The organism is Streptomyces sp. E-08 (assembly GCF_049913095.1).
GTDB lineage: Bacteria > Actinomycetota > Actinomycetes > Streptomycetales > Streptomycetaceae > Streptomyces.
In genome coordinates this window covers 380,100-404,096 of sequence record NZ_CP183971.1, presented here as the reverse complement: position 1 = coordinate 404,096, position 23,997 = coordinate 380,100, and the positions used below count along the sequence as shown (strand labels likewise).

Below are 23,997 nucleotides of genomic sequence, written 5' to 3'. Positions count from 1 at the left end.
GGGTGCCCTGCGCATCCTCGGGGCGGGTCACCGGCGAAGCATTCCCAGAGGTGCACACCGCCCACGCCCGACGGCGCCCGCTCCTCGCACCGGAAGAGGCGCGAGGACGGCACGCGCCGGGCCACCCGAGGAAACGGAACACTCCACCATGGCCACGTCCTCGACACCGCCGGCCGTCCTCCGCTGCCTGGTCACGGGCGCCGGCGGATACATCGGCGGCCGACTCGTCCCCGAGCTCCTGAACGAGGGACATCGCGTCCGCTGCCTCGCCCGGCATCCGTCCAAACTCGCCGATCTCCCCTGGGTCCGGCAGACGGAGGTCGTCCAAGGGGACGTCACCGACGCCGACAGCCTCAGGCCCGCGATGCGCGACATCGACGTCGCCTACTACCTCGTCCACTCCATGACCTCGGCGGCCGACTTCGAGCGGGCGGACCGGGACGCCGCGCGCATCTTCGCCGCCGAGGCCCGCGCGGCCGGTGTGAAGCGGATCGTGTACCTGGGCGGGCTCATCCCGCCCGACATCCCCGCGCACCAGCTCTCCCCGCACCTGGGCTCACGGACCGAGGTCGGCCGGATCCTGCTCGACTCGGGCGTCCCCACCACCGTCCTGCGCGCCGCGGTCGTCATCGGCTCGGGATCGGCCTCCTTCGAGATGCTCCGCTACCTGACGGAGCGCCTGCCGGTGATGGTCACCCCCAGCTGGGTCGGCACCCGGGTCCAGCCCATCGCCGTGCGGGACGTGCTGCGCTACCTCGTCGGCAGCGCGCGGATGCCGGACGACGTCAGCCGGACCTTCGACATCGGCGGCCCCGACCTCCTGACGTACCGGGACATGATGATCCGCTACGCGCACGTCGCCGGACTGCCCCGCCGGCTCATCCTCTCCGTCCCCATGCTCACCCCCCGCCTGTCCAGCCACTGGATCGGACTCGTCACGCCCGTGCCGGCCTCCCTGGCCCGGCCCCTAGCGGAGTCCCTGCGCTACGAGGTCGTGTGCTCCGAGGACGACATCACGCGGTACGTCCCCGACGAGCCCGGGTCCCCGCTGACCTTCGACCAGGCCCTGAAGCTCGCGCTCCAGCGCGTACGCGACGCCCAGGTCGTCACGCGCTGGTCCTCGGCGTCCCTGCCCGGCGCGCCCAGCGACCCGCTGCCCACCGACCCCGACTGGGCCGGCGGCAGCCTCTACACCGACTGCCGCTCCCGCACCGTCGACGCCGGCCAGGCCGCGCTGTGGCGCGTCATCGAAGGCGTGGGCGGCGAGAACGGCTGGTACTCCTTCCCGCTGGCCTGGGCGGTACGCGGATGGTTCGACCGCCTCGTCGGGGGAGTCGGCCTGCGCCGGGGCAGGCGGGACGCGGAGCGTCTGCGGGTCGGTGACGCCCTGGACTTCTGGCGGGTCGAGGAGATCGAACGGGGACGGCTGCTGCGCCTGCGGGCCGAGATGCGCCTCCCCGGCCTCGCCTGGCTGGAGATGGTCGCGGACAGCGACGACGAGGGGCGCACGTGCTACCGGCAGCGCGCGCTGTTCCATCCCCGGGGACTGGCCGGCCAGCTGTACTGGTGGAGCGTCGCGCCGTTCCACGCCGTGGTCTTCGGCGGCATGGCGAGGAACATCGCCCGGACCGCGGAGAAGACCGTCAGGACGGACGCAGAGGAGTACTCCCATGGCCGTGTCGGGTAAGGAACGCGTCGACGTCGTGGTCGTCGGAGCCGGTGCGGCCGGCCTGGCGTGCGCCGCCGACCTCACCGCCCGCGGGCTCTCGGTCCGGCTCCTGGAGGCGGACGCGGCACCCGGAGGCCGCATGCGCACCGACCGTGTCGCGGGCTTCACCGTCGACCGCGGGTTCCAGGTGTTCAACACGTCGTACCCGCAGGTCAAGCAGCGGCTCGACCTGCGCCGGCTGCGGCTTCGTCCGTTCACCCCCGGCGTTCTCGTGTGGACGGCACAGGGGATCCGGCGCTACGCCGATCCCATGCGGGACCTGCGACGCAGCGGCGACCTGCTGTCGGGTAGGGCGGGTTCGCCCAGGGACCTGCTCGCCGCGGGAGTGCTCTCGGCACGCGACATGCTGGAGCCGGCGGCCCTGCTGCGCTCCCGGCCCGACACCACCACCCGCATCGCACTGGCGCGCGCCGGGGTGTCCGGGAGCATGGTCGAGACCTTCTTCCGGCCCTTCCTGTCCGGCGTCTTCCTGGAGGAGGAACTCGCCACCTCGTCCCGCGTCTTCCACCTCGTCTGGCGCACCCTCCTGCGCGGCACGCTCTGCCTGCCTGCGGACGGAGCCGAAGCCGTGCCCGCACAGCTCGCCGCCGCTCTCCCGACCGACGTACTGTCCACGGCATCGCCGGTCGACCGCCTCACCACCGGCGGAGTACGCCGAGCCGACGGCACCGAGCTCGAGGCCCGCGCCGTGGTCGTCGCCACGGGGGCACCTGCCGCGGCCCGCCTTCTCCCGGGCCTGGACGTCCCCGCCGGCCGAACCGTCAGCACGGTCTACCACGCGGCCGAGCGGTCCCCGCTGACCGAACCCACCCTCGTCGTGGACGCGCGCCGCCGCTTCCTCAACACCTGCGTCCTCACCGAGGTGCAGCCCGGTTACGCCGAGGACGGCCGTGCCCTCGTCGCGACCTCGGTGCTCGGAGAGCTCCCGCCCGAGCGGGACGCCCGGCTCCGAGCCGCTCTCGCCGAGGTGTACGGGACGGACACGAGGCCCTGGGAGACCGTCCACCGGATCACGGTGCCCGACGCCCTGCCGGCCATGCCGCCCCCGTACCCCCTGACGCGGACCACCCGTCTGGGCGGCGGCCGCTACGTCTGCGGCGACCACCGGGCCACGGGTTCGCTGCAGGGCGCCCTCGCCTCCGGGGCCCGGGCCGCGCGGGAGATCCTGGCCGACCTCGGCCGCGGCGACGCCGCCTGAGTCCCGTGCTCAGAGGTACGGCGCCGGGGGCGCGTGCTCGGGCGGGCGGTGCCGGGGTGCATCGTCAGGCGGACGGCGCCGGGGGCGACGGCGCCGGGGGCGCGCGTGCTCAGCCGGACGTCTCCATCACCCTCCGCAGCGTCAGGATGCCGCGGCGGATGTGACTCTTCACGGTCCCGAGGGGAAGCCCCGTCTCGTGGGCGATCTGCGCCTGCGTCATGTCGCCGTAGATCGTCATGCCGACCAGGCGCCGCTGGACGGGGGACAGGAACGTCAGCTTCTGCAGCACCATGACCCGGTTGAGGGCCAGCTCGCTCTCGTCGCTGCTGAAGTGCCGGATCGCGTCCTCCTGCCTCCGGGCCACGGCCCGCTCGGTGTCCGTCCGCCGAGTGCGGCCGGCCAGAGCGTCGACGATGACGTGACGGGTGATCCCCACGATCCAGCCGGTGAGTGTGCCGCGCTCGCTCCGGTACCCCGCGCGTCCTCGCCAGGCGGCGAGGAAGACCTGCTGCGTGACGTCCTCCGCGTCCTGGACGTTGCCGAGGGAACGCCAGGCGAGCGTGTGGACCAGAGGTCCGAGCTGCTTGTACGCCGCGGCGAGCGCGTCCTCGTCCCCTGCGGCGAAACGGGCGGCGATGTCGGCGTTCATGGCTTGCTCCTCAGTCGGAAGGGCACCCATCAGCACGAACCTCCACCGAAACCGGGGAGGACGGCAACGCGCATCGAAACCGCGTCGAAACGAAGCCGCTGAGCGCCCGCCGTGACCAGCAGCGGACACGTACCGGCGAGGCGCATCCGATCGGGCCGCCGTCGCGGAAGGGACTTCCAGCCCAGTGGTCGGCCGGCTGGGCTTCCCGCACGTTCGACGGCCGATCACCGGGAGTTCGTCATGACTGTGTCCGTGGTCCTCTTCACGTCGGATCTCCGGGTCCACGACCATCCGCCGTTGCGAGCCGCCACGGAGGGCGCGCACGAGGTCGTTCCCCTGTTCGTGCGGGATCCCGCGGTCGACCGGGCGGGCTTCGCGGCCCCCAACAGACTGGCCTTCCTCGCGGACTGCCTCGCCGACCTGGACCAGGCCCTCGCGGACAGGGGCGGTCGGCTCGTGGTGCGCAGCGGCGACCCGGTCGCCGAGGTCCGTGCCGTGGTCCGGCAGGTCCAGGCCGACGAGGTGCACGTCGCGGCCGGCCACTCCGCCTTCGCCCAGGACCGCCAGGAGCGGCTCCGGCACGCGCTGGAGGCCGACGGCTGCCGCTTCTACGTGCATGACGCCGTGACCACGGTGGTGCCGCCCGGTGACCTCGTCCCGCAAGGGTCGGACCACTACGCCGTCTTCACGCCCTACTTCCGGCGCTGGTGCACGGAACCGCTGCGCAGGCCTTTCCCGACTCCGCGCGAGGTCAGGGTGCCGACCATGGTGCGTTCGGAGAAGCTTCCCGTGCGCTCCGCCGTCTCCGGAACCTCGCCCGGCCTGGCCGTCGGCGGTGAGAGCGAGGGCCGCAAGCGGCTCACGTCCTGGCTCGCCCGGCACCTCGACACCTACGAGGAACAGCATGACGACCTCGCCGGCGACGCGACGTCGAGGCTGTCGCCCTATCTGCACTTCGGAGCCCTCTCGCCCGTCGAGGCGGTGCACCGCGCGCGGGCGCGTGGTGGCGCGGGCGCCGAGGCCTTCATCCGCCAGTTGTGCTGGCGCGACTACTTCCAGCAGGTGCTGGCCGCCCGGCCGGGGACCGCGACGGACGACTACCGCCCCCGCCACGACGGCTGGCGCCGGGACGCGGACGCGCGGGCCGATCTCCAGGCGTGGCGCGAGGGCAGGACCGGATACCCGATCGTCGACGCGTCGATGCGCCAGCTCGCCCACGAGGGCTGGATGCACAACCGGGGACGCCTCATCACCGCCTCGTTCCTGGCCAAGACCCTCTACATCGACTGGCGGGAGGGCGCCCGTCACTTCCTCGGCCTCCTGGTGGACGGCGACGTGGCGAACAACCAGCTGAACTGGCAGTGGGTGGCGGGCACGGGCACCGACACACGGCCCAACCGCGTCCTCAACCCCGTACGTCAGGCGCAGCGCTACGACCCTGACGGCCGCTTCGTACACCGCTGGATCCCCGAACTCGCCGACCTCCCGGCACCCGCCGTGCACCAGCCGTGGACCCTCACCGGCCTGGACCGCGCCCGGTACGACTATCCCGACCCGCTCGTCGGGCTCGCGGACGGTCTGGCGCGCTTCCGGCTGGCGCGCGAAGCGGGCTGACCGGGCGGGCCGGCCCGCCCGGTCAGCCCGCGGCGGGCCGCGGCGGCGCACGCGAGGGAAGGCCCCGGCGCTCCCCTCGTACCTAATTCGACGCGCAACCGATGCGAGTTGTCGGCAGGTGTCGGCCGGCCGGAGCCTGGACGGGTGAAGAACATGAACCGCCGCAGCATCGCCGTGGTGGGGGCGGGAGTGGCCGGCCTGACGGCCGCACACCTCCTGGCCCGTGTCCACGACGTCACCCTGTACGAGGCCGACGAACGGCTCGGAGGCCACGCCCACACCCACGAACTGCCCCTGCGCGACGGCGGGACGGTCCGGGTCGACACGGGCTTCATCGTCCACAACGAGCGGACCTACCCGCATCTCGTGCGCCTCTTCCACGAGCTGGGCGTGGCGACCCAGGACGCGGAGATGAGCATGTCCGTCCGATGCGACGGCTGCGGCCTGGAGTACGCCGGCGCCCGCGGGCCACGAGGCCTGCTCGGCGGCGGAAACGTCCGGCGGGCCTCCCACCTGCGCATGCTCGCGGGCGTTCCACGCTTCCACCGGGCCGCACGCCGCCTCCTCGAAGCCGACGACGAGACGATGACGTACGGCGACTTCCTCCGCAGCCACCGCTTCACGCCGTACTTCGTCGGCCACTTCGCGATCCCGCTCGTCTCGGCCGTGTGGTCCTGCGCACCGGACACCGCGCTCCGGTACCCCGCGGGGTACCTCTTCCGGTTCCTCGACCACCACGGCCTGCTGTCGGTGACCGGGTCCCCCCGGTGGAAGACGGTCACCGGGGGCTCCGCCGCCTATGTCGCGCGCCTCGCGAAGGACATCACCGCCGTCCGGACCTCCACGCCCGTCCGGACCGTCGTACGCGGAGCCGACCACGCCCGCGTCATCACCGAGGACGGCGACGCGACCACCCATGCCGCGGTCGTCCTGGCCCTCCACCCCGACCAGGCGCTGCGGCTGCTCGCCGACCCGACCGAGCGGGAACGGCGCGTCCTCGGAGCGTTCACCTACTCACGGAACCCGACGTTGCTGCACCGGGACGCCACCGTCCTGCCGCGGAGCCCGCACGCGAGGGCCTCCTGGAACTACCGGCTCCCCTCCTGCACCGCCCGCCCCGGAGCCGTCCAGGTCAGCTACGACATGAACCGCCTGCAACAACTGCGCTGCGACGAGCCCCACATCGTCACGCTCAACCCCGGGACACGGGTCGACCCGTCCACCGTGCTGGCCCGGATGACCTACGAGCATCCCGTGTACACCCCCGCATCCGTCGCCGCGCAGCGCAGGCTCCCGGAGCTGAACACCCCCGTCACGGCCTATGCCGGCGCCTACCACGGCTGGGGTTTCCACGAAGACGGCTGCCGGTCGGGAGCCGAGGCGGCCCGGACGCTCGGAGTGGACTGGTGAACGGGAAACGCGCCGCGCGCGCCGCAGGACCATCCGTGGTCGCAGAGCCTCCCGGGCCCGGACGCGCCGATCCGTTCCCGCAGGTCCCCGCCCTGTACCCGAGCGAAGTCGTGCACACGCGGGTCACCCCGCTGCGGTACGGGCTCCGCCACCGCACGTACTTCTGGCTCGTCGACATCGACGACCTGCCCGGACTCCCCCGCGCCCTGCGTCCCCTCGCCCGCTTCGACCCCCGTGACCACTTCGGCGGTGCCGCGCCCACGCTGCGCTCCGGCGTGGACGCCTTCCTCGCGGCCAACGGCGTACCCGAACCCGTCGGCACGGTCCTGATGCTCTGCCACGCGCGCGTCCTGGGGCACGTCTTCAACCCCCTCACCCTGTACTGGTGCCACAGCCACGAGGGAAGCCTCGTCTGCGTGATCGCGGAGGTGCACAACACCTACGGGCAGCGGCACTGCTACCTCCTGCGACCCGACCCGCAGGGCCGCGACGAGGTCCCCAAGGAGTTCTTCGTCTCACCGTTCTTCGACGTCGAGGGCTCCTACCGCATGCGCCTGCCCCTGCCCGACGACCGGCTGGACCTCACCGTCCAGCTCCGCCACGCGGAGGGCCCCCACCCCCTGACCGCCACCGTCCGCGGCACCCGCCGTACCGCCGGGCCACGGACGCTCCTCGCCCTCGCCCTGCGCCACCCGTGGTCGACCGCCGCCGTCTCACTCGGGATACGCCTCCACGGAATCCGCCTCCACCTCAAGGGACTGCCCGTCCGTTCCCGGCCCACCCCTCCCACCCAAGAAGGAATGCTGTGACTCGCCTGCCGCGCGCGGTCGTCGTACCCGACGGTGCCAACAGCCCCTATCCGGTCGATCCCGAACGATGGCCCGACGTGGCCCGGCGCCCCCGCGCCTCCGCCCTGCGCACGGCCGTCGCGCGCACCGTCGTGGACCGGGCCCTCGCCCGCCTGGCGGTGCGGACGATCACGCCGTACAACGCCGGAACCACGAACGGGACGCCGGAGGGCCCGGCGAACACGCCGACGCTGACGCTCCACGACCCCCAGGCCTTCTACGGGAGGATCGGCGCGGACGGCCTCATCGGCTTCGGCGAGTCCTACATGGCCGACGAATGGGACAGCGACGACCTCGTCGCCCTGCTCACCACCCTCGCCCGCCATGTCGACGACCTCGTCCCGGCGCCGCTCCGCCGACTGCGCGGCGCATGGGCGCACAGGAGGCCTCCCCGCGACCGCAACTCGCTCGACGGAGCCCGTCAGAACATCCGCCGCCACTACGACCTCTCCAACGACCTCTTCGCCCTGTTCCTCGACCCCGGCCTGACGTACTCGTCCGCCGTCTTCGCCTCCTTGCCGGCGGACGGCGCGGATCTCACCGCGGCCCAGCACCGAAAGATCGACCAGCTCCTCGACCTGGCCCGGGTCGGCCCCGGCACCCGGCTCCTGGAGATCGGTACGGGCTGGGGCGAACTCGCCCTGCGCGCCGCCGCCCGCGGAGCCCAGGTCCGGACCATCACGCTCTCCGCCGAGCAGCAGACCCTGGCGACGGAGCGGATCCGAGCGGCGGGTCTCGCCGACCGGGTCGACGTCGAACTCCGCGACTACCGGGAGACGAGCGGCAGCTACGACGCCGTGGTCAGCGTGGAGATGATCGAGGCCGTCGGCCCCGAGTACTGGCGCTCCTACTTCACGTCCCTGCGCGGACTCCTGGCGCCCGGCGGCCGTGCCGTGCTCCAGGCCATCACGATGCCGCACGACAGGATGCTCGCCACCGCCCGGACCCACACCTGGATCAGCAAGTACGTCTTCCCCGGCGGCCTCGTCCCCTCCCGGGAGGCCATCGCCCGGCACAGCTCCGCGGCAGGACTCGACATCGTCCACGACGCCGGATACGGCGAGCACTACGCCGAGACGCTCCGGCTGTGGCGCGAGACGTTCCTGGACGCGGGCGAAGCCGTGGACGCACTCGGCTTCGACCGGGTCTTCCGCCGCATGTGGGAGCTCTACCTCGCCCACGCGGAGGCCGGCTTCCGGGCCCACTACCTCGACGTCCGCCAGCTCGTACTCACCGAGGACGGACGGCGCGGGACGGGAGACGACGAGGACGGGCGGCGCGGAACGGGAGACGACGAGGACGGGCGGCGCGGAACGGGAGCGGACAAGGGCGGCCGACTCGCGAACGACGCGGGAAGGGGACCCGCGTGACAGCCATCGACATCGGCGCCCTCGCGCCCCTCCTGGCGGCCTCGGCCGGTGCGGCGGTGACCGTCATGCTGATCACCTTCGTCATCGGCGACGCCAGAGGCCTCCACCGCATCGTCGACATCGCGTGGGGTGTCGCCTTCGCCGCCGTGGCCGCGGTCTCCTGGCTCCTCTCCGACGGATACGGTGACGACGGCCGCAGGGCCGTCGTCGCCCTCGCCACCGTCCTGTGGGGACTGCGGCTCTCCGTCCACATCGCCCGGCGCGGGCGCGGACACGGCGAAGACCCGAGGTACGCGCGCATGCTGGCCCGAGCCCGGGGGAGTCGGCGTCTCTACGCGCTGCGCACCGTCTACCTCCTCCAGGGCGCCCTGGTCTGGCTCGTGTCCCTGCCCGTCCAGGTCGCCTCGCTCGTGCCCACGCCCCTCGACGTCGCAGCCGTCGCCGGACTGACGCTGTGGGCGGCCGGATTGTTCTTCGAAGCCACGGGGGACCATCAGCTCGCCCGGTTCAAGGCCGACCCCGCGAACAAGGGCCGCATCATGGACCGGGGCCTGTGGAGCTGGACCCGCCACCCCAACTACTTCGGCGACTTCCTCGTGTGGTGGGGCCTCTACCTGATGGCGTGCGCCTCATGGCAGACCGCTGCGCTCACCGTGGTCTCCCCCCTGGTGATGAGCGGCCTCCTCATCTTCGGAAGCGGCAAGAGGCTCCTCGAGAACCACATGTCACGGCGCCCCGGATACGCCGACTACCGCGCACGGACGAGCGGCTTCTTCCCCCGTCCCCCGCGTCGCACGGAGGGCTCGCGCGCTCACCCGCCCGCCCCGTGACCGGGATCCCCGTAGACGCTGGAGATCACCGTGAGCGCCTCGCGCAGTCCACCGGGCCGCAACAGGCCGTCGCCGGGCGGCGGGCCCGCCCAGCCAGGACCCGCCAGGAGGACGAGGGGTGCCGTCCGGGCACCGCGCAGCCCGAACGACACCCCCGCCACGTGCCGGGCCAGCGCGTGGCTCGCCGTCGAGCGCGCCTGCGACCACAGGACGACGACCGCGGGACCGGATCTGCGTACCGCGGCGTCCAGGGCCTCGGCGGGAACGGCACCGCCGAACATCCTGACGGGCAGCCCCCGTTCGGCCAGGCCCGCGGCCAGAGCCTCCAGCGGCAGGGTGTGGGCCTCCGCCGGTACGCACGCCAGGACGACGGGCGGCCCCTTCACCGTCGGAGTCCGGGCCACCGCCGCCCGCCGCAGAGCGGTCGAGACCTGCCACGACAACAGGTGCTCGACCTCGACGTACCGGTCGTTCGACGACTCCCACTTGCGCCCCACGGCGTGCAGCGTCGGCACCATGACCTCCTCCCAGGCGGTGACAAGACCGTGCTCGTCGATGACCTGCCGGAGCAGGACCTCCATGGACGTGGCGTCGAGCCGTACCGCCGCGCGGGCCAGACCGCGGCACTCCTGCCGGACATCGCCGAGGGGGAGTCCGTTGCCCGAGCCCGGCTGCCGACCGTCCCCGTGCGCCACGGGCTCCGCCTCGTCGCCCGGGAGGGGGGCGGTCTCGGGGACGGGGAGGGACGCGGTCTCGTCGGCAAGTGCCTCGGGCCGCTGCCCGAGCACCACCCTCGCCGCCTCACCAGGAGGTACTCCCGTGGCCGTCAGACGGCACATGTCCTCGAGCAGCGCGATGTCCCCCGGCATCCACCGCCGGTGCCTGCCGCTCGACCGGACCGCGGGTCCGATCCCGTACCGCTGCTCCCAGGAACGGACGGTGGTCGGAGAGACGCCCAGGCGCCGGGCGACGGCTCCGGTCGTGACTCCGTGGGTCGCTTCGGGCATGTCACCCACTCTACGGCGCGAACGCTGCGCGAACGATGCGAGACGGAACCGAACGATGCGAGGGATGCGGCTCAGCCCTCCCCTCACCCGCCTCCCTCGGCCGTCCGGCTCGTCCAGCCGGGCAGGGACGAGCCGTCCGGGAGCCGTCCGCTCAGCCGGAACGGCGCGGACGTGCCCGCGCGCACGGCCAGGACCCGCCCCCGCGCCCCGGCCCTTACCGCACCGTCCGCGCTGACGCCCATGACGCGCCTGCTGCCCGCGGCCAGCAGGTAGCGCGTCCCGTGGGGCGCCGACCAGAACGTTCCGGCGAGGACGTCCTGACCGAAACGGCCACAGGCGGCGGTGTCGCGCACCGTCGTGACGGGGACGGCGCCGCCGGGCAGCTCCAGGGTGACGTCCGCCCGCCCGCGTCCCTCCCAGGTGTCGGCGCGCGAGCAGATCCACAGGGCCCGTCCCGCCCGTTCGGGAAGCGTCTGCGCGGCGAACTCCCACCGGTTGACGGCACGGACACCGCTGTCCCGCAGGAGCGGCAGGGAACACGCCGCGTGCGACCAGGCGGCCAGGCCGAGAGGCCCGGCGGCCTCGCGCGGGCTGCGCGCGGGGTCCCCCGGCACGGGGAGGGGCGTCCAGGTCAGGTGGACGGGGCTGAGTCCGCCGAGATCGGCGAGGAGGAAGGCGTGGTCCTCCACGATGCGCGTCGACGAGCGCAGCTGGAGGGCTGTCACGCCGGCGCAGGCGCCCGGTCCGGTCCGCGGTGCGGCGTCGCTCACGGGATCGGTGGCTCCGTCGGCCGACACCCGAAGGGGCCGGGCGGCGGTACGGGGATCCCGTAGGTCCCGCACTCCCGCCTCCGCGATCCAGGGGGCGAGGAGATACCGGGTCCGTCCTCCGGCCCGCGCGAGGACGACGGCCGCCGCTGTCGTCACGTCGCTGTCGTCGGCCCGCGTCACCACGACGGTGGGGCGGGCGTGCGCTGCGCCCGGTTCGGTGTAGCGGACGAGCGAGCGACCCGTGTGCAGCAGGACGACCCTGGTTCCGTCGACGTCCCCCGCGTACAGCAGCGAAGGCGGCTCCGATCCGGGTGTACGCCGCTCGGATCGATCGGATCCGGGTGTACCCGGCTCGGACCCGGGTGTACGCGGCTCGGACCCGGCGGTACGAGGCTCGGACCCGGCTGTACGAGGGGAGCCTCCCGTCCACGCGGCCACGGCCCGCCGGAGCAGCCCCTGGTCGTCGGCCCGGGCGCCGCGCGCCGGCCAGGCCGTGAAGTCGACGCGAGAGGTGTCCGCCCATCGCTCGGCCGGGACACGGACCGGAACCACTCCGGCGGGAGCGGCGGACACCGCCGGGCGCGGGGTGGACGCGGGCGCTCCCAGGGCGGCGACGGCTGACCCGCCGAGCAGGACGAGGACGCCCGCGAGGGCGGCGAACCGGACGCGCCTGCGGCGCCCCAGCAGGTCGGTGGGCCGCAGATGGACCGTGCAGGGATCGAACTCCGGCCCCCGCAGCAGTCCGGCCGTGCCGGGTCCGCAGCTCGCGCCCAACCGTTCGGCGCTGCTCACCGCCCGTTCGGGATCGGCCACGCCGACCGCGCGCAGCAGAGCGACGACGGACGTCGGGGCGAGGCCTTCGAGTGCCGTCAGGGCGAGGGCCGCTCGCGTCGCGGGATCCGCCGCGGCGAGCGTGCGGTCGAGGGCGAGTTCGTCCGTGCCGCCGGCCCGGGGAAAGACGCGCAGGCCGAGCGCCCCGGGCAGGGCCACCCCGATCGATACCGCGAGCGGCGGCCGCAGGGCACCGCGGACGACCCGCTCGCGGAGCCAGTCGTGAGCGGAGTCCTCCCCGCCGGTGCCGCGGCCTCCGGGGCGCGGTCCTCCCCGCCTGGCGAGGCTCCGCTGCACCAGGGCGTGGGCCGCCAGCACCCGGCGGTGGCGGCCGAGGGCCGGAGGCAGGACGAGGTGGGCCAGCCGGACGAGTGCGGGGTAGTGCTCGACCAGCGCCGCCTCGGCCGCGTCGCGGGAGGGCGACCGCGGGGCGGGTATGCGGGCGGTGCGGTCGGAAGTGCCGTTCGTCTGGGAGACATGCATACCGAGGAAACGACCCTGCGCGGGCGACGTCACCTCGATAGCGGCCGACCCTTGCTTCACCTATCGAGATTCGATAGATTCCCATCGTGATTCGATGGAAGGAGGGGCCGTGGGGAAGCTGACAGTGCGCGCGCTGCGCGCCGTGCTCGCGGTGGTGCTCACGGGCACCGTACTGGTGCAGGTCATGATGGTGTGGATGGTCGTCAGCGGTGGCGACCCGGAGGACGGGTCGCTCCCCCTCACCCCGCTGCGCCTGATCGTGGTCCTGGGGATGGCGGCGGCCCAGGTGGCCCTGGTCTGCGTCTGGCGACTGGTGGCGATGGTGCGCAAGGGAACCGTCTTCTCCCACGCCGCCTTCCGGTACGTGGACGGCGTCATCGGCGCGATCGTCGCCGCCGCCCTGCTGTGGTTCGCCGTCACCGCCCTCAACGCGCCGGGCCAGCGGGACGACCCCGGCGTCACCGTCATCATGGGCGGGATCGGCCTCGCCATCCTCGGCGTCGCGCTCATCGTGCTCGTCCTGCGGATGCTGCTGGCCCAGGCCGTCGCCCGGGACGTCGAAGCCGCGCGGATGCAGGCCGAGTTGGACGAGGTCATCTGATGCCCATCACCGTCGACATCGATGTGATGCTGGCCCGGCGGAAGATGTCCGTGGGCGAGCTCGCGGACCGGGTGGGGATCACGCCCGCCAACCTGGCGGTGCTCAAGAACGGCCGCGCCAAGGCGGTGCGGTTCGCGACGCTCGCTGCGCTCTGTGACGTGCTGGAGTGCCAGCCGGGCGACCTGCTCCGCTGGGAGCCCGAGGAGGCGTGAGGGCCTGACGGGCGGAGCGGCTCAGGCCCGCCCCCTGTCCGGGGACCCGGGCAGGGGGCGGGCCTTCTCCCGTACGGGAGTGTCAACTCCGCAGGTGCGAGGCTCCGTTGAGGTCGAGGATCGTCCCGGAGGACCACTCGGCGGCGGGGGAGGCGAGCCAGAGCACCGCGGTGGCGATCTCCTCGGTCGAGCCCACCCGGCCGAACGGGCTCTGCGCACGGATCGCTTCGCCCTCGGGGCCGTCCAGGCGCGGCGCGACGCGCTCGGTCGCGAAGAAGCCGGGGGCGACGGACGCGACGGCGATCCCGTGAGATGCGAGCGAGACGGCGAGCGACTGACCCAGGGAGTGCACGGCGGCCTTGGTCGCCCCGTAGGCAGGATGGTCGGGCTCCCCCCGGAAGGCGCCCCGGGAGCCGATGTTCACGATCCGCCCGCCCGTACCCTGCTCGATCATCAGCCGGGCCGCGAGATGGCTCAGGTTCGCGGTCGCGAGCAGGTTCACCGCGACGTGTCGCTGCCACACCGCCACCCACTCCTCGTACGGGGTCTCGGCCAGCGGGTGGCGGATGTTCACCGCCGCGTTGTTGACCAGCACGTCGATGCCGCCGAGCGCCTCCGTGGCCATCTCCACCACGGCGGCCGCCCCCGCCGGGTTCGCGAGGTCGCCGCCGACCAGCACGTGCCCCGTGTCGGCCAGGGACTCCAAGGTCACGCGCGCATCCTCGGCACGTGAGCCGAAGTGCACGGCGACCCGGTCGCCGTTGGCCGCGAACGCCTGAGCCACCGCACGCCCGAGGCCCCGCGACGCACCACTGACGAGGACGCGCCTGCCTGATGCGGGCAGATTCATGACGGTTCCTTTCGAAGGCGGCGAAAAGGGAGACCGTAACGCGTCCGCCGGCCCGTTGATCACCCACCCAGACGCTCCGCACGACGGTCAAGACACAGCTCGGCCGTTCACGCACGGGTGAGTGCGCGTACTCACGCGCGGGAGGCGTCGAACCGGCACCGTGTCCGTGTGGACGCCTGCTGTGGGCGATCGTCGCCGGCAGTCGGTGAAGCACCGCTGGACCGCGAGAACCGCCTACGGCTGCTGCCGGAAGGACCGGAGCCGGTCGGCCGTGTCGTAGCTCGTGAGCCGCAGGGCCTGGATGTCGCGGATGAGATCGCGCCAGGGCTCGTACGAGGTGTCGACCCGGTGGCCGGAGGCCTCCAGGTAGGCGATGGCGACCCCGTAGCCGTAGAGCTCGTTGCGGGTGGGCAGCGGGCGGAGCAGGACGCACTCCTGCAGGAAGACCGCGGCGCGCCAGAAGGCGTCGGGGTCGGCCTGGTCGAGGTGCGGGGTGTTCACCCGGTGCCGGGCGGCCATCCCGGCCAGGACCGAGTAGTCGCTGACCGTGAGGTCCCTGCGGAGGATCTCCTCCTGGCGGTCGAGCAGCCAGCGGGCGTCGACGAGCAGCCGCACGGGGTCAGGCCGCCCGCTCGGTCTCGTGCTTGACGGGCGGCAGCCCGCCGAAGTCGGCGTCGAAGCGGCCGGCGATACCGGGAGCGCCGATGGCGCGCCGGAAGGCGGCGGTGGCGGTGTCGAGGAGCTGCTCGCTCTCCTTCTCGTCGGCCACGCGCTCCAGGTAGTCCTTCACGGACAGCCCGGCGGCGTCGGCGAGGGCCTTGAACCGGTCCCGCGTCGCCTCGTCGATCCTGACGCTCGTGTCTGGCATACCGAAAGTATGCCGCAGAGCATGCAGGCGCCACCAGGGGTCGGAGGTGAGCGACATCCGAGCGACGACCGCCCGGCGGGCCCGTTCTCCCTGCCGGGCGGCCGTCGTCCGATGACGCTCAGCTGTCGGAGCGGAACGCCCCGTGGACCCGCAGGTCGCCCTGGATCGCCACCATGTCGTCGTTGACGTGCATGACCCACGCGTCCCCGGTCCGGACGGACAGGAGCCGGTTGGCGGTCAGCTTCCCCAGGAACAGGGACTCCCCGTGGACGACGAGCGCGAACCGCTCGTGGTCCGTCTTCAGCTTGTCCCTGACCGTCAGGTCGCACGCGGTCACCAGACCGGCGACGTCCAGGTTCCGCAGGGGCCGGACATCACCGTGGACGACGACGTCGCCGTCGACGGAGAGGTCGCCGCCGACGCCGACCTTCCCCGCGGCGTTCACCTCGCCCTCGGCGTCGAGCCGGCCGTGGACGACAAGCCGAGGGGGCCCGTCCTGCGTCTCCAGGACGTCGTCGACGGTCAGCCCGCCGTGGAGGGTGAGGCGCTCCTTGACCTGGGCCCGGTGGGTGACCAGGTCGTCGAGGTCCGCCGTACCGGCGGCGACGGTTCCCCACTGGCGGTTCCCGGCGCCCTGGAACACGTTCACACCGGCGGCCGGGAACTCGATCCAGCCGGCGCCGCCGTCGCGGCCCTGCACGCACTTGGTGTTGACGCCGTTCAGGCCGGCCTTGTCGGCGGCCACGGTTCCCCACTCCCGCTGTCCGTTCCTGCGGACGCTCACCCCGGACTGCGGGAACTCGATCCAGCCCTTGCCGGAGTCGTGGTCGCCCACCCACGTGGTGTTCACGGCGTTCGCGCCGACCTTGTCGGCCGTGACGGTCCCCAAGTCGCTTCCCGCGCCCCGCCCGACCTGGATGCCGCCAGGCTGGAGCTAGATCCACCCGGCGCCGTCGGCACGGCCCCGTACCCACGTCGTGCTGACGCCGTCCACCTCGGCCTTCGCGGCCGAGACGGTGCCGGGCGTGTGGGAGTCGTCGTGGACCTGCACGCCCTGCGTGGTGAAGGTGATCCGGCCCTTGTCCGCGGTGCCCTCCACCCACGGGGTGCGCACCCCGTGGGTGGAGGTGGCGCTGTCGAACTCGGGGTGGCGCAGGTGGACGGTCGTGGTGAGGAAGTAGCCCGGCTCCTGGTGCGGCGTCCGGGAGGTGGCCACCAGGGTGTAGGTGGCGTCCCGCTTCGGCTCCCTGCCCGCCTTCGGCGACCACTGCCACCCGGCCCCCGTCCGCTGCGAGACCGCCTCCGTCAGGCCGTCCGGCCCTGGATCGTGTACGCCATCGTGTCCGGTCCGTCCCACTGGAGGACGACGTCCTCGCCCGAGAGCACCAGGGAGTCCTTGAGACGACGGAGTCCCGATCCGTCAAATTCGGCGCGAACCTGATCGGTCATGGCTGAAACAGGCAAGCATGCAGAATCCGGGTCCGGGAGCGGGACTCGGTTGACTTCGAGTGCACTCCAATACCTAGCGTCCCGGGTGATGGATCCGAACGCAGGAGGCAGCATCATGACCGACGTTTCCACCCGACAGCTGGGCGACCTGGTGGTGTCCGCGCAGGGCCTGGGGTGCATGGGGATGAGCCACGGCTACGGCGCCTCGGACGACGAGCAGTCGCTCGCGACCCTGCACCGCGCTCTCGACCTCGGGGTGACCCTCCTGGACACCGCCGACTTCTACGGCGCCGGACACAACGAGGAACTCATCGGACGCGCCGTCGCCGGGCGCCGCGACGAGGTGGTGCTGGCCACGAAGTTCGGCTTCGCCAACCGCCTGGGCGAGCCCACCCGGGTCCGCGGCGACGCCGCCTACGTGCGGGAGGCGTGCGAGGCGTCGCTGCGCCGGCTCGGGGTCGACCACATCGATCTCTACTACCAGCACCGGGTCGACCCGCAGGTGCCGATCGAGGAGACCGTCGGGGCGATGGCCGAACTCGTACAGGCCGGGAAGGTCCGCCATCTCGGACTGTCCGAAGCCGGTACCCAGACGCTCCGACGGGCGCACGCGGTGCATCCGATCGCCGCGCTCCAGAGCGAGTGGTCGCTGTGGACCCGCGACCTGGAGGCGGAGATCGCCCCGGTCTGCCGCGAACTCGGCATCGGCCTGGTCCCGTTCTCCCCGCTCGGGCGCGGCTTCCTGACGGGACGGTACGCCTCGGTCGAGGGCATGGCCGAGACGGACGTGCGGCGCGGGCAGCCGCGTTTCGCCGACGGCAACCTCGAACGCAACCTCGCGATCGTCGCCAAGCTGAACGAGCTCGCCGAGACGAAGGGGGTCACCACCGGCCAGCTCGCCCTGGCGTGGGTGCAGCACCGGGGCGACGACGTGGTGCCGATCCCCGGCACCCGGCGGCAGCGGTACCTGGAGGAGAACCTCGCGGCGCTGACCGTGGAGCTGACGGCCGAGGACCTGGCCGCCATCGAGGCCGCCGCCCCGCCGGAGCAGATCGCGGGCACCCGCTACGACGCGACCAGCCTCACGTTCGTCGGCAACTGAGCCCGCTACGCCGCACGTTCGTCGGCAACTGAGCCCCTACGCCGCGGTCACGAACTCCGGGCCCTGCCGGCCGGGGACCCCCTCGCTCGTCCTGGCCCACAGCGTCAGCAGGCGCCGGTACTCGGTGGTGCGCCACTCGCTGCGCGGCTGTTCCATGAGTTCCCGGATGCGCGCGTTGATCAAGGGAGCTGTGGGGGTGGGACGGGGGAGCCCAGCGGGCGTCGGCATGGTGTCACCGTAGGGGGGACCACTGACAATCCACCGGGTCACGAATCCGCGTCGCCCTCCTCGGGCCCCCGGGGCTCCTCGGGCTCTTCGGGGAGGACCCGGCCGTCCTCGTCGAGGGGCGGGTGCATGGCACTCGGGGCGTGGTTGTCGATGTCGGAAGGCCGCGGCCCCTCCGGCCCGTCGGGACCCCAGCGCAGCAGGCGGCGGGTGCGGCCGATCCGGGAGGTGGTCCCGTGGACCTCGACCTGGTCGAGCCGCTCCGCGCGGAGCCGGTCGGCGGCTTCGGCGTACACCGCGAGCTCCGCGACGGCGGGGTGGGTGCCACCGGCGACCAGGGTGCGTGCGTCGCGGGGCGTGAGGAAGTCCTCCGCGGAGTCCTGGGAGATCAATCCGCGCGAGCGCGGTTCCCACCAGACCAGGGAGAAGTCCAGGGTCCGACGTGCGTCGTGGGCGGTGGCGTGCAGGCCGCTGCCCGGTGTCCAGGGCCCGCTGCCGGACCGCTCCACGATCCGGAACACGGCGGGCATGAGCAAGACGTCGGGGTGGCTGTCGCGGGCGCGCTCGGAGTCGCGCAGTACGCGGTGGGGGAACCTGCTCCCGGTGTAGACCAGGGACCGCAACGACAGCATCTCCGCCGCCTGGACGGGGGAGAGCGGTGCGTCCGGGTCCAGCACCAGTCCGTCGTCGATCTTCGGGCCACCCGCGCCGCGACCCCAGTCGGGGACGGGAGGTTCGGGGTCGGTCGGCCGCGGCATCTCGATGTCACCGTGGACGTCCATGCCCGCGTACTCCTCGGCCCGCACCACGCGGAAGCGGGTACCGAGCACGGTGAGCTCGTCGACGCACTCGCGCTCCAACCGGGCGACCGCCGCGAGCAGAGCCCGTCTCTCCGCCCGGTCCCCGGCCTCGTCCTTCGCCCGGTACCAGAGCAGCGAGTTCAGCCCGTCGCGGGCTTCTTGCGGACAGGCGTGCGTGACCTCGACGACCACCCGCCACCGACGCCCGTCCCCGGCGCCCTGCGCGGCCACCCCGAACAGAGGGCCTCGTACGGCCAAAGTGCTGTTGTGCAGCGCCGCGTCACGGGCATCGGCCTCCATGGCGGCCTCGACCGGCTCGACGGGGACCCTCACCACCACGTCGCAGCCCTCCGGATTCACGTCCTCTTGGTCCATGCGGCCATCCTTGCGGCCGCCAGGCGCTCGTCTCATGGTTTCACCGGATCATCCGCCGAAAGATGCCGCCTGACACGCCTGACACGCCTGACACGCCTGACACGCCTGACACGCCTGACACGCCTGACACGCCTGACGCCTGACACGCCCGTCGCACCGTGTCAGCGCCCGCACTCCGGAACCGCGTAGGCCCCGATGGGCAGATTTTTGCAGACCGTGCATTTTTGCGTAACATGCATGTATGGCAGAAGCAGGCCCTGCGTCGGGCGGGCTCAGAGAGCGCAAGAAGCGGGCGACCCGGGCCGCGTTGGTGGAGGCGGCGGTGCGTCTCGCGGCCGAGCACGGCGTCGAGAACGTCACCGTCGACGCCATCAGCGCGTCGGCGGGCGTCTCCACGCGCACGTTCTTCAACTACTTCGACTCCCGCGACGAGGTCTTCGTCATGATCGGCGCGGATTCCAGCGACCGCGTCCGGCGTGCCGTGCTCGCCGCACCCGCCGAGCTCACCCCCCTGGAGGTCCTCCGCGACGCCCTGGCGGCCGAGCTCGGGGAGATCGAGCAGCAACGCGAGCTGTGGCAGCTGCACGCCGAAGTCCTGCGCCGGACACCCCAGTTGCTCGCGCGAACCATCGGCGCCCACCTCACGGACGAGGTCGGCCTCGCCGAGACGCTCGCCGAACGCATCGGAGCCGGCTCACCGCTCTTCGCCGAGGGCCGTCCCTCACTCGACGCCTCACTCGACGCCGACGAGGACCAGAAGCGCCGGCGGGCGCTGGGGCTGTATCCCCGCCTGCTCGCCGCCGTCGGTACGACGGCCGTCCGCATCGCCGTCGAGCACTGGTCCGTCCGGCAGGACGAGGTCGCCTTCGCGGACGTCTTCCGCGAGACGTTCCAGCACCTTGCCGCCGGTCTCCCCGCGCCACCCGCGCCGCTCGGCGGAACCGGCGGAGCCGACGGAACCGACGGAGACGGCAAGGCCGACGCACCCGCCGGATCCGAAGCGCGCTGACCGGTCGGCCCCCGTCCCACCCGCCCATCGAACGCTTCCCCCCCCGGGAAGCACCGCCGCCCGCCGCTCGTACGACGACGCACGCGGTCCGGCGACCCACGAACACTGAGAGAGAAGCTGTGAAATCACCAGCGGCGCCGGCCGAGGCGGCCCCCGCATCCATGTCCGACCGTCAGATACTCCAAGCCATGTCCGGCCTGATGGCGGGCATGTTCGTCTCCATCCTGGCCGGCACCGTGGTCGCCAACGCGCTGCCCCGGATCATCGCCGACCTCGGGGCGAGCCAGTCCTCGTACACCTGGGTCGTCACCGCCGAGCTGCTCGCCATGACGGCGACGGTGCCGCTGTGGGGCAAGCTGGCCGACCTCTACAACCAGAAGCTGCTCCTCCAGATCTCCCTCGGCCTGTTCGTGGTCGGCTCCCTCGTCGCCGGGTTCTCCCACGAAGTCGGGCTGCTGATCTTCAGCCGTGTCGCCCAGGGCATCGGCGCCGGCGGTCTGACCGCCCTCGCGCAGGTCGTGATGGCGGCGATCATCCCGCCGCGCAGGCTCGGCAAGTACGCCGGTATATTCGGCGCCGTCTTCGCCGTCGGCACCGTCGCCGGACCGCTCATCGGAGGTGTCCTCGTGGACACCTCCTGGCTGGGCTGGCGCTGGTGCTTCTTCATCGGCGTCCCGTTCGCCCTGCTCGCCATCGTGCTCCTCCAGCGGACGCTGAAGCTGCCCACGACCCGCCGCGAGGCGAAGATCGACTACCTCGGCGCCTTCCTGATCGTCGCCGGCGTGTGCGCGCTGCTCATCTGGGTCTCGCTCGCCGGCAACAGCTTCGACTGGGCCTCCTGGCAGACCGCGGCCCTGACCGGCGGCGGACTGGTGCTGCTCGTCGCGGCGGTGTTCGTCGAGTCCAGGGTTCCGGAGCCGATCATCCCGCTCGGCATCTTCCGCAACCGCACCGTGGCGCTCACCACCGTCGCCAGCCTCTTCGTCGGCCTCGCGATGTTCGGCGGCACCGTCTTCCTCTCGCAGTACTTCCAGATCTCCCTGGGCAAGTCCCCGACGGTCGCCGGCCTCATGAGCCTGCCCATGATCATGGGGCTCCTGCTCTCCTCCACCATCGCCGGCCAGATCATCAGCAAGACCGGCCGGTGGAAGGCCTACCTGGTGGCCGGCGGCGCCACGATGACGGCCGGTCTCGGTCTCCTCTCCACGATCGGCTCCGACACGAGCTTCGGTCTGACCAGCGTCTACATGGCCGTCATGGGCGTCGGCGTCGGCATGCTGATGCAGAACCTGGTCCTGGCCGCCCAGAACGACGTGGCGGCCTCCGAACTGGGCGCCGCCACCTCCGTCCTCTCCTTCTTCCGCAGCCTGGGCGGCACCATCGGCACCAGCGTGCTCGGCGCCATCCTGGCCAACCGCGTCGCATCGGAGATCACCAAGGGGCTCGCCGACGCCGGAGTCCCCGCAGGCGGAGGCGGGGCCGGACACGGCGCGATGCCGGACATGGCGACCCTCCCCGCCCCGATCCGCGAGATCGTGGAGAGCGCGTACGGCGTCGCCACGGGCGAGATCTTCCTCGTCGCGGCCCCGTTCGCCCTGCTCGCACTGGTCTGTGTCGTCTTCGTCAAGGAGAAGCCGCTGAAGACCACCAGCGGTCTTCAGCGGCTCGCCGACGAGACGGACGGGACTGATGCGGCCGGCGGGTCCGTAGGATCCGCCGGTGCCCCGGCGCAGCCTGTCGAAGCCGGCTGACGCATCCGGGCGACGAGGTCGCCGGGACACACGCGGCGGCCTCGTACGGACACGGCCTCTCCCGCCCTTCAGGGGCGGGAGAGGCCTTCTTCGTGCGCGGCCGCCGCATCGGAGAGGACGACGTCGCGGCGGGCGTACCAGGCCAGCGAGTCGGCGATGCCGTGCTCGACGGTGAGGGCGGGTTCCCAGTCGAGGAGTTCGCGGGCGAGGGAGACGTCCGGGTAGGCACCGGCGTTGTCGCCGGGGCGGCGGTCCGCCCGCTCGGTGGCAAGCGGCTTGCCGGTGACGCTCTCGAACGCCTTGATCAGCTCGAAGACGGTGGTGCCCGTGCCGGAGCCCAGATTGATGGCGCGGTACGACGCGTCGCTCGACGTGATGGTGTCGAGGCGGCGGAGGGCGGCGACGTGGGCACGGGCGAGATCGTGGACGTGGACGTAGTCACGGATGCCGGAGCCGTCGCGGGTCTCCCAGTCGGTACCCGTGACGGGGAACGCCCGGCCCGCCTGAAAGGCGTCGATCATGACGCCGAGGGCGTGGGTGGGCTGCCTGACCTGGAGGCCCGAACGGAGGTCGGGGTCGCAGCCGATCGGGTTGAAGTACCGCAGGGAGACCGCGAGGTGGACGCGAACCGGACACGCCGCACGCGTACGGGCCCGGCAGGCGCCCGACACTAACAGTGGTTTGCCACCCTTCGTGCGGATTCGCCGAGAAGGAAGTCCCTCTGTGCGGCGGACTGTCGTCGGACCTGAGGCAGGACGGCAGTGGTGCGGGGAAGGCGGGGGAGCCCACACCTGTGCGCTCGTGGCCGGTTCCTGGCTACTGCAGTGACCAGTGCAGCGCCGTCGGCCCCGTGCCGGAGGTCACGGCCTGGGTGCCCGTGCCGTCGGAGAGGTCGACTCGGTACGTCTCCGGGTGGCCGGCCCGCACCCAGAGGGCGTGCACCGTCTCGAGTTCGGCCCAGACGTCGCGCCGGCCGTGGACGCGGACGGTCCCGTCGCCGGGGCCGGCCACGGCCCAGGAGTCGTCCTCCGGCGCGACGATCGTCATCGTCCTCGCCTGGAAGTCCCGCACGAGACCCGGAGCGAGATGGGCGGCGGCGAGCCAGAAGCCGTACGCGTCGTCCGCGAGCGGCGCGAGCCGGGTGGGCCGCACCGTGCCGGGGTCGGCCTCGATCCGGGCGCGGTGACCCAGGGCGCTGAGCCACGCGTAACCGAGCATCGGCCGGTATCCGCGCGGCCGGCCTCGCAGCACGGCTTCGATCCGGCCGGAGTCGGCGCGGGTGACGAGGAGTCGGCCGGGCCAGCTCGGCGTCCGGGTCGTGAGCAGTCTTCCCCCGGACGCCAGCTGCTCCACCCACGCCGGTGGGACGCACGGCACCCCGATGCCGGAGTGGATGAGGTCGTACGGGGCCCGGTGCTCGTGCCCGGCGAGCGCGTCACCCTCGACCACCTTCGCACCGACGCCGAGTCGGTCGAGGTTCCGCCGCGCGAAGGCCGCCATGGGCCCGTCCCGCTCCACGCCGACCGCGAGTCCGGAGCCGGTGACGGTGGCGGCGAGCGCGAGCGAGACCCCCGGCCCGGGCCCCAGCTCCAGGTAGCGCCGACCCGGCGCGAGTCCCAGCTCCTGGAGGGCTTCGACGGTGGCGGGGGTGAACGTGGACATCGAGGTCATGTGGCCGCCGGTCACCGGACCACGGCCGAGAGAGCCGAGGCGCTCGCCGTCGCGCTGGAGCAGGATCGAATCGTCGCTGTGGATCAGGTCGAGCCACTCCTCCCGGTCGTCGGGGTGGGAGCCGTCGAGGAGGCGCCAGTCGATCGGATCCGCGCCCGGGCCGCTGACCCGGACGTAGGCGTGCGGCAGCAGCACCTCGCGGGGCACACGGAGCAGTGCGTCGCGCAACAGGGGGTCGGTCAGGGCCTCTGAGGAGGTCAGGCGGTCGACCATGGCGGCACGACGTCCGCCCGTCGCGGCGAGCCGGAGGTCAGGGGACATGAGGGCCGCCCTTCGCGGGTGACG

Annotated in this window: 25 protein-coding genes; 12 read left to right on the top strand and 13 right to left on the bottom strand. The window is 72.8% G+C overall.

The window, feature by feature from the left end:
• Window positions 1-148: 148 nt before the first annotated feature.
• Both ACN9MM_RS02030 and ACN9MM_RS02025 read left to right on the top strand, forming a co-directional pair.
• Window positions 149-1,687 carry an SDR family oxidoreductase gene (locus ACN9MM_RS02030; RefSeq protein WP_426362007.1) on the top strand — a complete coding sequence of 513 codons (1,539 nt, stop codon included), beginning with the start codon at window positions 149-151 and terminating at the stop codon, window positions 1,685-1,687.
• The gene (locus ACN9MM_RS02025; RefSeq protein WP_426362006.1) at window positions 1,671-2,927 is read left to right on the top strand and encodes an NAD(P)/FAD-dependent oxidoreductase; all 1,257 of its coding nucleotides are present in this window, start codon (window positions 1,671-1,673) and stop codon (window positions 2,925-2,927) included. Before ACN9MM_RS02030 ends, ACN9MM_RS02025 begins: the two co-directional genes overlap by 17 nt.
• A gap of 109 nt (window positions 2,928-3,036) precedes the next feature.
• Here the strand turns inward: ACN9MM_RS02025 and ACN9MM_RS02020 are convergent, their stop codons facing one another.
• Complete coding sequence (locus tag ACN9MM_RS02020; RefSeq protein ID WP_426362005.1) at window positions 3,037-3,576, bottom strand: RNA polymerase sigma factor; 540 nt, start codon at window positions 3,574-3,576, stop codon at window positions 3,037-3,039.
• Window positions 3,577-3,816: 240 nt separating this feature from the next.
• On the opposite strand from ACN9MM_RS02020, the gene ACN9MM_RS02015 reads away from it, so the two are divergent.
• The 5 genes from ACN9MM_RS02015 to ACN9MM_RS01995 all read left to right on the top strand — a co-directional run bounded on the left by ACN9MM_RS02015 (window position 3,817) and on the right by ACN9MM_RS01995 (window position 9,648).
• On the top strand, window positions 3,817-5,190 hold the full coding sequence (locus tag ACN9MM_RS02015) for a cryptochrome/photolyase family protein (RefSeq protein WP_426362004.1): 1,374 nt from the start codon (window positions 3,817-3,819) through the stop codon (window positions 5,188-5,190).
• A 153-nt stretch (window positions 5,191-5,343) separates the two neighbouring features.
• Complete coding sequence (locus tag ACN9MM_RS02010; protein ID WP_426362003.1) at window positions 5,344-6,600, top strand: NAD(P)/FAD-dependent oxidoreductase; 1,257 nt, start codon at window positions 5,344-5,346, stop codon at window positions 6,598-6,600.
• 35 nt (window positions 6,601-6,635) lie between these two features.
• Complete coding sequence (locus ACN9MM_RS02005) at window positions 6,636-7,409, top strand: DUF1365 domain-containing protein (RefSeq protein WP_426362002.1); 774 nt, start codon at window positions 6,636-6,638, stop codon at window positions 7,407-7,409.
• On the top strand, window positions 7,406-8,818 hold the full coding sequence (locus ACN9MM_RS02000; RefSeq protein ID WP_426362001.1) for a class I SAM-dependent methyltransferase: 1,413 nt from the start codon (window positions 7,406-7,408) through the stop codon (window positions 8,816-8,818). Before ACN9MM_RS02005 ends, ACN9MM_RS02000 begins: the two co-directional genes overlap by 4 nt.
• The gene (locus ACN9MM_RS01995) at window positions 8,815-9,648 is read left to right on the top strand and encodes a DUF1295 domain-containing protein (protein ID WP_426362000.1); all 834 of its coding nucleotides are present in this window, start codon (window positions 8,815-8,817) and stop codon (window positions 9,646-9,648) included. The genes ACN9MM_RS02000 and ACN9MM_RS01995 overlap by 4 nt, the downstream gene beginning before the upstream one ends.
• On the opposite strand, the gene ACN9MM_RS01990 is transcribed toward ACN9MM_RS01995, so the two are convergent.
• Together ACN9MM_RS01990 and ACN9MM_RS01985 are read right to left on the bottom strand one after the other, a co-directional pair.
• The gene (locus tag ACN9MM_RS01990; protein WP_426361999.1) at window positions 9,630-10,655 is read right to left on the bottom strand and encodes a MerR family transcriptional regulator; all 1,026 of its coding nucleotides are present in this window, start codon (window positions 10,653-10,655) and stop codon (window positions 9,630-9,632) included. The genes ACN9MM_RS01995 and ACN9MM_RS01990 overlap by 19 nt on opposite strands.
• An 83-nt stretch (window positions 10,656-10,738) precedes the next feature.
• Window positions 10,739-12,739: a hypothetical protein gene (locus tag ACN9MM_RS01985; protein WP_426361998.1), complete on the bottom strand. Its 2,001-nt coding sequence runs from the start codon at window positions 12,737-12,739 to the stop codon at window positions 10,739-10,741.
• A gap of 109 nt (window positions 12,740-12,848) precedes the next feature.
• Between ACN9MM_RS01985 and ACN9MM_RS01980 the strand changes: the two genes are divergently transcribed.
• Together ACN9MM_RS01980 and ACN9MM_RS01975 are read left to right on the top strand one after the other, a co-directional pair.
• The gene (locus ACN9MM_RS01980) at window positions 12,849-13,340 is read left to right on the top strand and encodes a DUF2975 domain-containing protein (RefSeq protein WP_426361997.1); all 492 of its coding nucleotides are present in this window, start codon (window positions 12,849-12,851) and stop codon (window positions 13,338-13,340) included.
• Window positions 13,340-13,552 (top strand): helix-turn-helix domain-containing protein, encoded by a 213-nt coding sequence (locus ACN9MM_RS01975; protein ID WP_426361996.1) that lies wholly within the window; start codon window positions 13,340-13,342, stop codon window positions 13,550-13,552. The genes ACN9MM_RS01980 and ACN9MM_RS01975 overlap by 1 nt, the downstream gene beginning before the upstream one ends.
• 82 nt (window positions 13,553-13,634) lie before the next feature.
• Here ACN9MM_RS01975 and ACN9MM_RS01970 read toward each other — a convergent pair whose 3' ends face one another.
• The 6 genes from ACN9MM_RS01970 to ACN9MM_RS01945 form a co-directional block, all read right to left on the bottom strand.
• A complete protein-coding gene (locus tag ACN9MM_RS01970; RefSeq protein ID WP_426361995.1) occupies window positions 13,635-14,402 on the bottom strand; it encodes an SDR family NAD(P)-dependent oxidoreductase in 768 nt (255 codons plus the stop codon).
• A gap of 234 nt (window positions 14,403-14,636) precedes the next feature.
• Complete coding sequence (locus tag ACN9MM_RS01965; RefSeq protein ID WP_426361994.1) at window positions 14,637-15,017, bottom strand: toxin Doc; 381 nt, start codon at window positions 15,015-15,017, stop codon at window positions 14,637-14,639.
• A 4-nt stretch (window positions 15,018-15,021) separates the two neighbouring features.
• Window positions 15,022-15,270 carry an antitoxin MazE7 gene (locus ACN9MM_RS01960; RefSeq protein WP_426361993.1) on the bottom strand — a complete coding sequence of 83 codons (249 nt, stop codon included), beginning with the start codon at window positions 15,268-15,270 and terminating at the stop codon, window positions 15,022-15,024.
• A gap of 118 nt (window positions 15,271-15,388) precedes the next feature.
• A complete protein-coding gene (locus ACN9MM_RS01955) occupies window positions 15,389-16,159 on the bottom strand; it encodes a hypothetical protein (protein WP_426361992.1) in 771 nt (256 codons plus the stop codon).
• Between the two features lie 45 nt (window positions 16,160-16,204).
• Entirely contained in the window at window positions 16,205-16,486 is a 282-nt protein-coding gene (locus tag ACN9MM_RS01950) for a hypothetical protein (RefSeq protein WP_426361991.1), read from the bottom strand.
• Window positions 16,487-16,575: 89 nt separating this feature from the next.
• A complete protein-coding gene (locus ACN9MM_RS01945) occupies window positions 16,576-16,719 on the bottom strand; it encodes a hypothetical protein (protein ID WP_426361990.1) in 144 nt (47 codons plus the stop codon).
• Between the two features lie 115 nt (window positions 16,720-16,834).
• Here ACN9MM_RS01945 and ACN9MM_RS01940 point away from each other — a divergent pair, with 115 nt between their 5' ends.
• Window positions 16,835-17,821: an aldo/keto reductase gene (locus tag ACN9MM_RS01940; RefSeq protein ID WP_426361989.1), complete on the top strand. Its 987-nt coding sequence runs from the start codon at window positions 16,835-16,837 to the stop codon at window positions 17,819-17,821.
• Window positions 17,822-17,857: 36 nt separating this feature from the next.
• On the opposite strand, the gene ACN9MM_RS01935 is transcribed toward ACN9MM_RS01940, so the two are convergent.
• Together ACN9MM_RS01935 and ACN9MM_RS01930 are read right to left on the bottom strand one after the other, a co-directional pair.
• The gene (locus tag ACN9MM_RS01935) at window positions 17,858-18,049 is read right to left on the bottom strand and encodes a hypothetical protein (protein WP_426361988.1); all 192 of its coding nucleotides are present in this window, start codon (window positions 18,047-18,049) and stop codon (window positions 17,858-17,860) included.
• 38 nt (window positions 18,050-18,087) lie between these two features.
• Window positions 18,088-19,221 (bottom strand): DUF5954 family protein, encoded by a 1,134-nt coding sequence (locus ACN9MM_RS01930; protein WP_426361987.1) that lies wholly within the window; start codon window positions 19,219-19,221, stop codon window positions 18,088-18,090.
• A 241-nt stretch (window positions 19,222-19,462) separates the two neighbouring features.
• Here ACN9MM_RS01930 and ACN9MM_RS01925 point away from each other — a divergent pair, with 241 nt between their 5' ends.
• Both ACN9MM_RS01925 and ACN9MM_RS01920 read left to right on the top strand, forming a co-directional pair.
• The gene (locus ACN9MM_RS01925) at window positions 19,463-20,230 is read left to right on the top strand and encodes a TetR/AcrR family transcriptional regulator (RefSeq protein WP_426361986.1); all 768 of its coding nucleotides are present in this window, start codon (window positions 19,463-19,465) and stop codon (window positions 20,228-20,230) included.
• A gap of 161 nt (window positions 20,231-20,391) precedes the next feature.
• Window positions 20,392-21,981: an MDR family MFS transporter gene (locus ACN9MM_RS01920; protein ID WP_426361985.1), complete on the top strand. Its 1,590-nt coding sequence runs from the start codon at window positions 20,392-20,394 to the stop codon at window positions 21,979-21,981.
• Window positions 21,982-22,049: 68 nt separating this feature from the next.
• Here the strand turns inward: ACN9MM_RS01920 and ACN9MM_RS01915 are convergent, their stop codons facing one another.
• Together ACN9MM_RS01915 and ACN9MM_RS01910 are read right to left on the bottom strand one after the other, a co-directional pair.
• Window positions 22,050-22,652, bottom strand: a complete 603-nt coding sequence (locus ACN9MM_RS01915; RefSeq protein WP_426361984.1) for an NAD-dependent epimerase/dehydratase family protein — start codon at window positions 22,650-22,652, stop codon at window positions 22,050-22,052.
• 145 nt (window positions 22,653-22,797) lie between these two features.
• A complete protein-coding gene (locus ACN9MM_RS01910; RefSeq protein ID WP_426361983.1) occupies window positions 22,798-23,973 on the bottom strand; it encodes a protein-L-isoaspartate O-methyltransferase family protein in 1,176 nt (391 codons plus the stop codon).
• Between the last annotated feature and the right edge of the window lie 24 nt (window positions 23,974-23,997).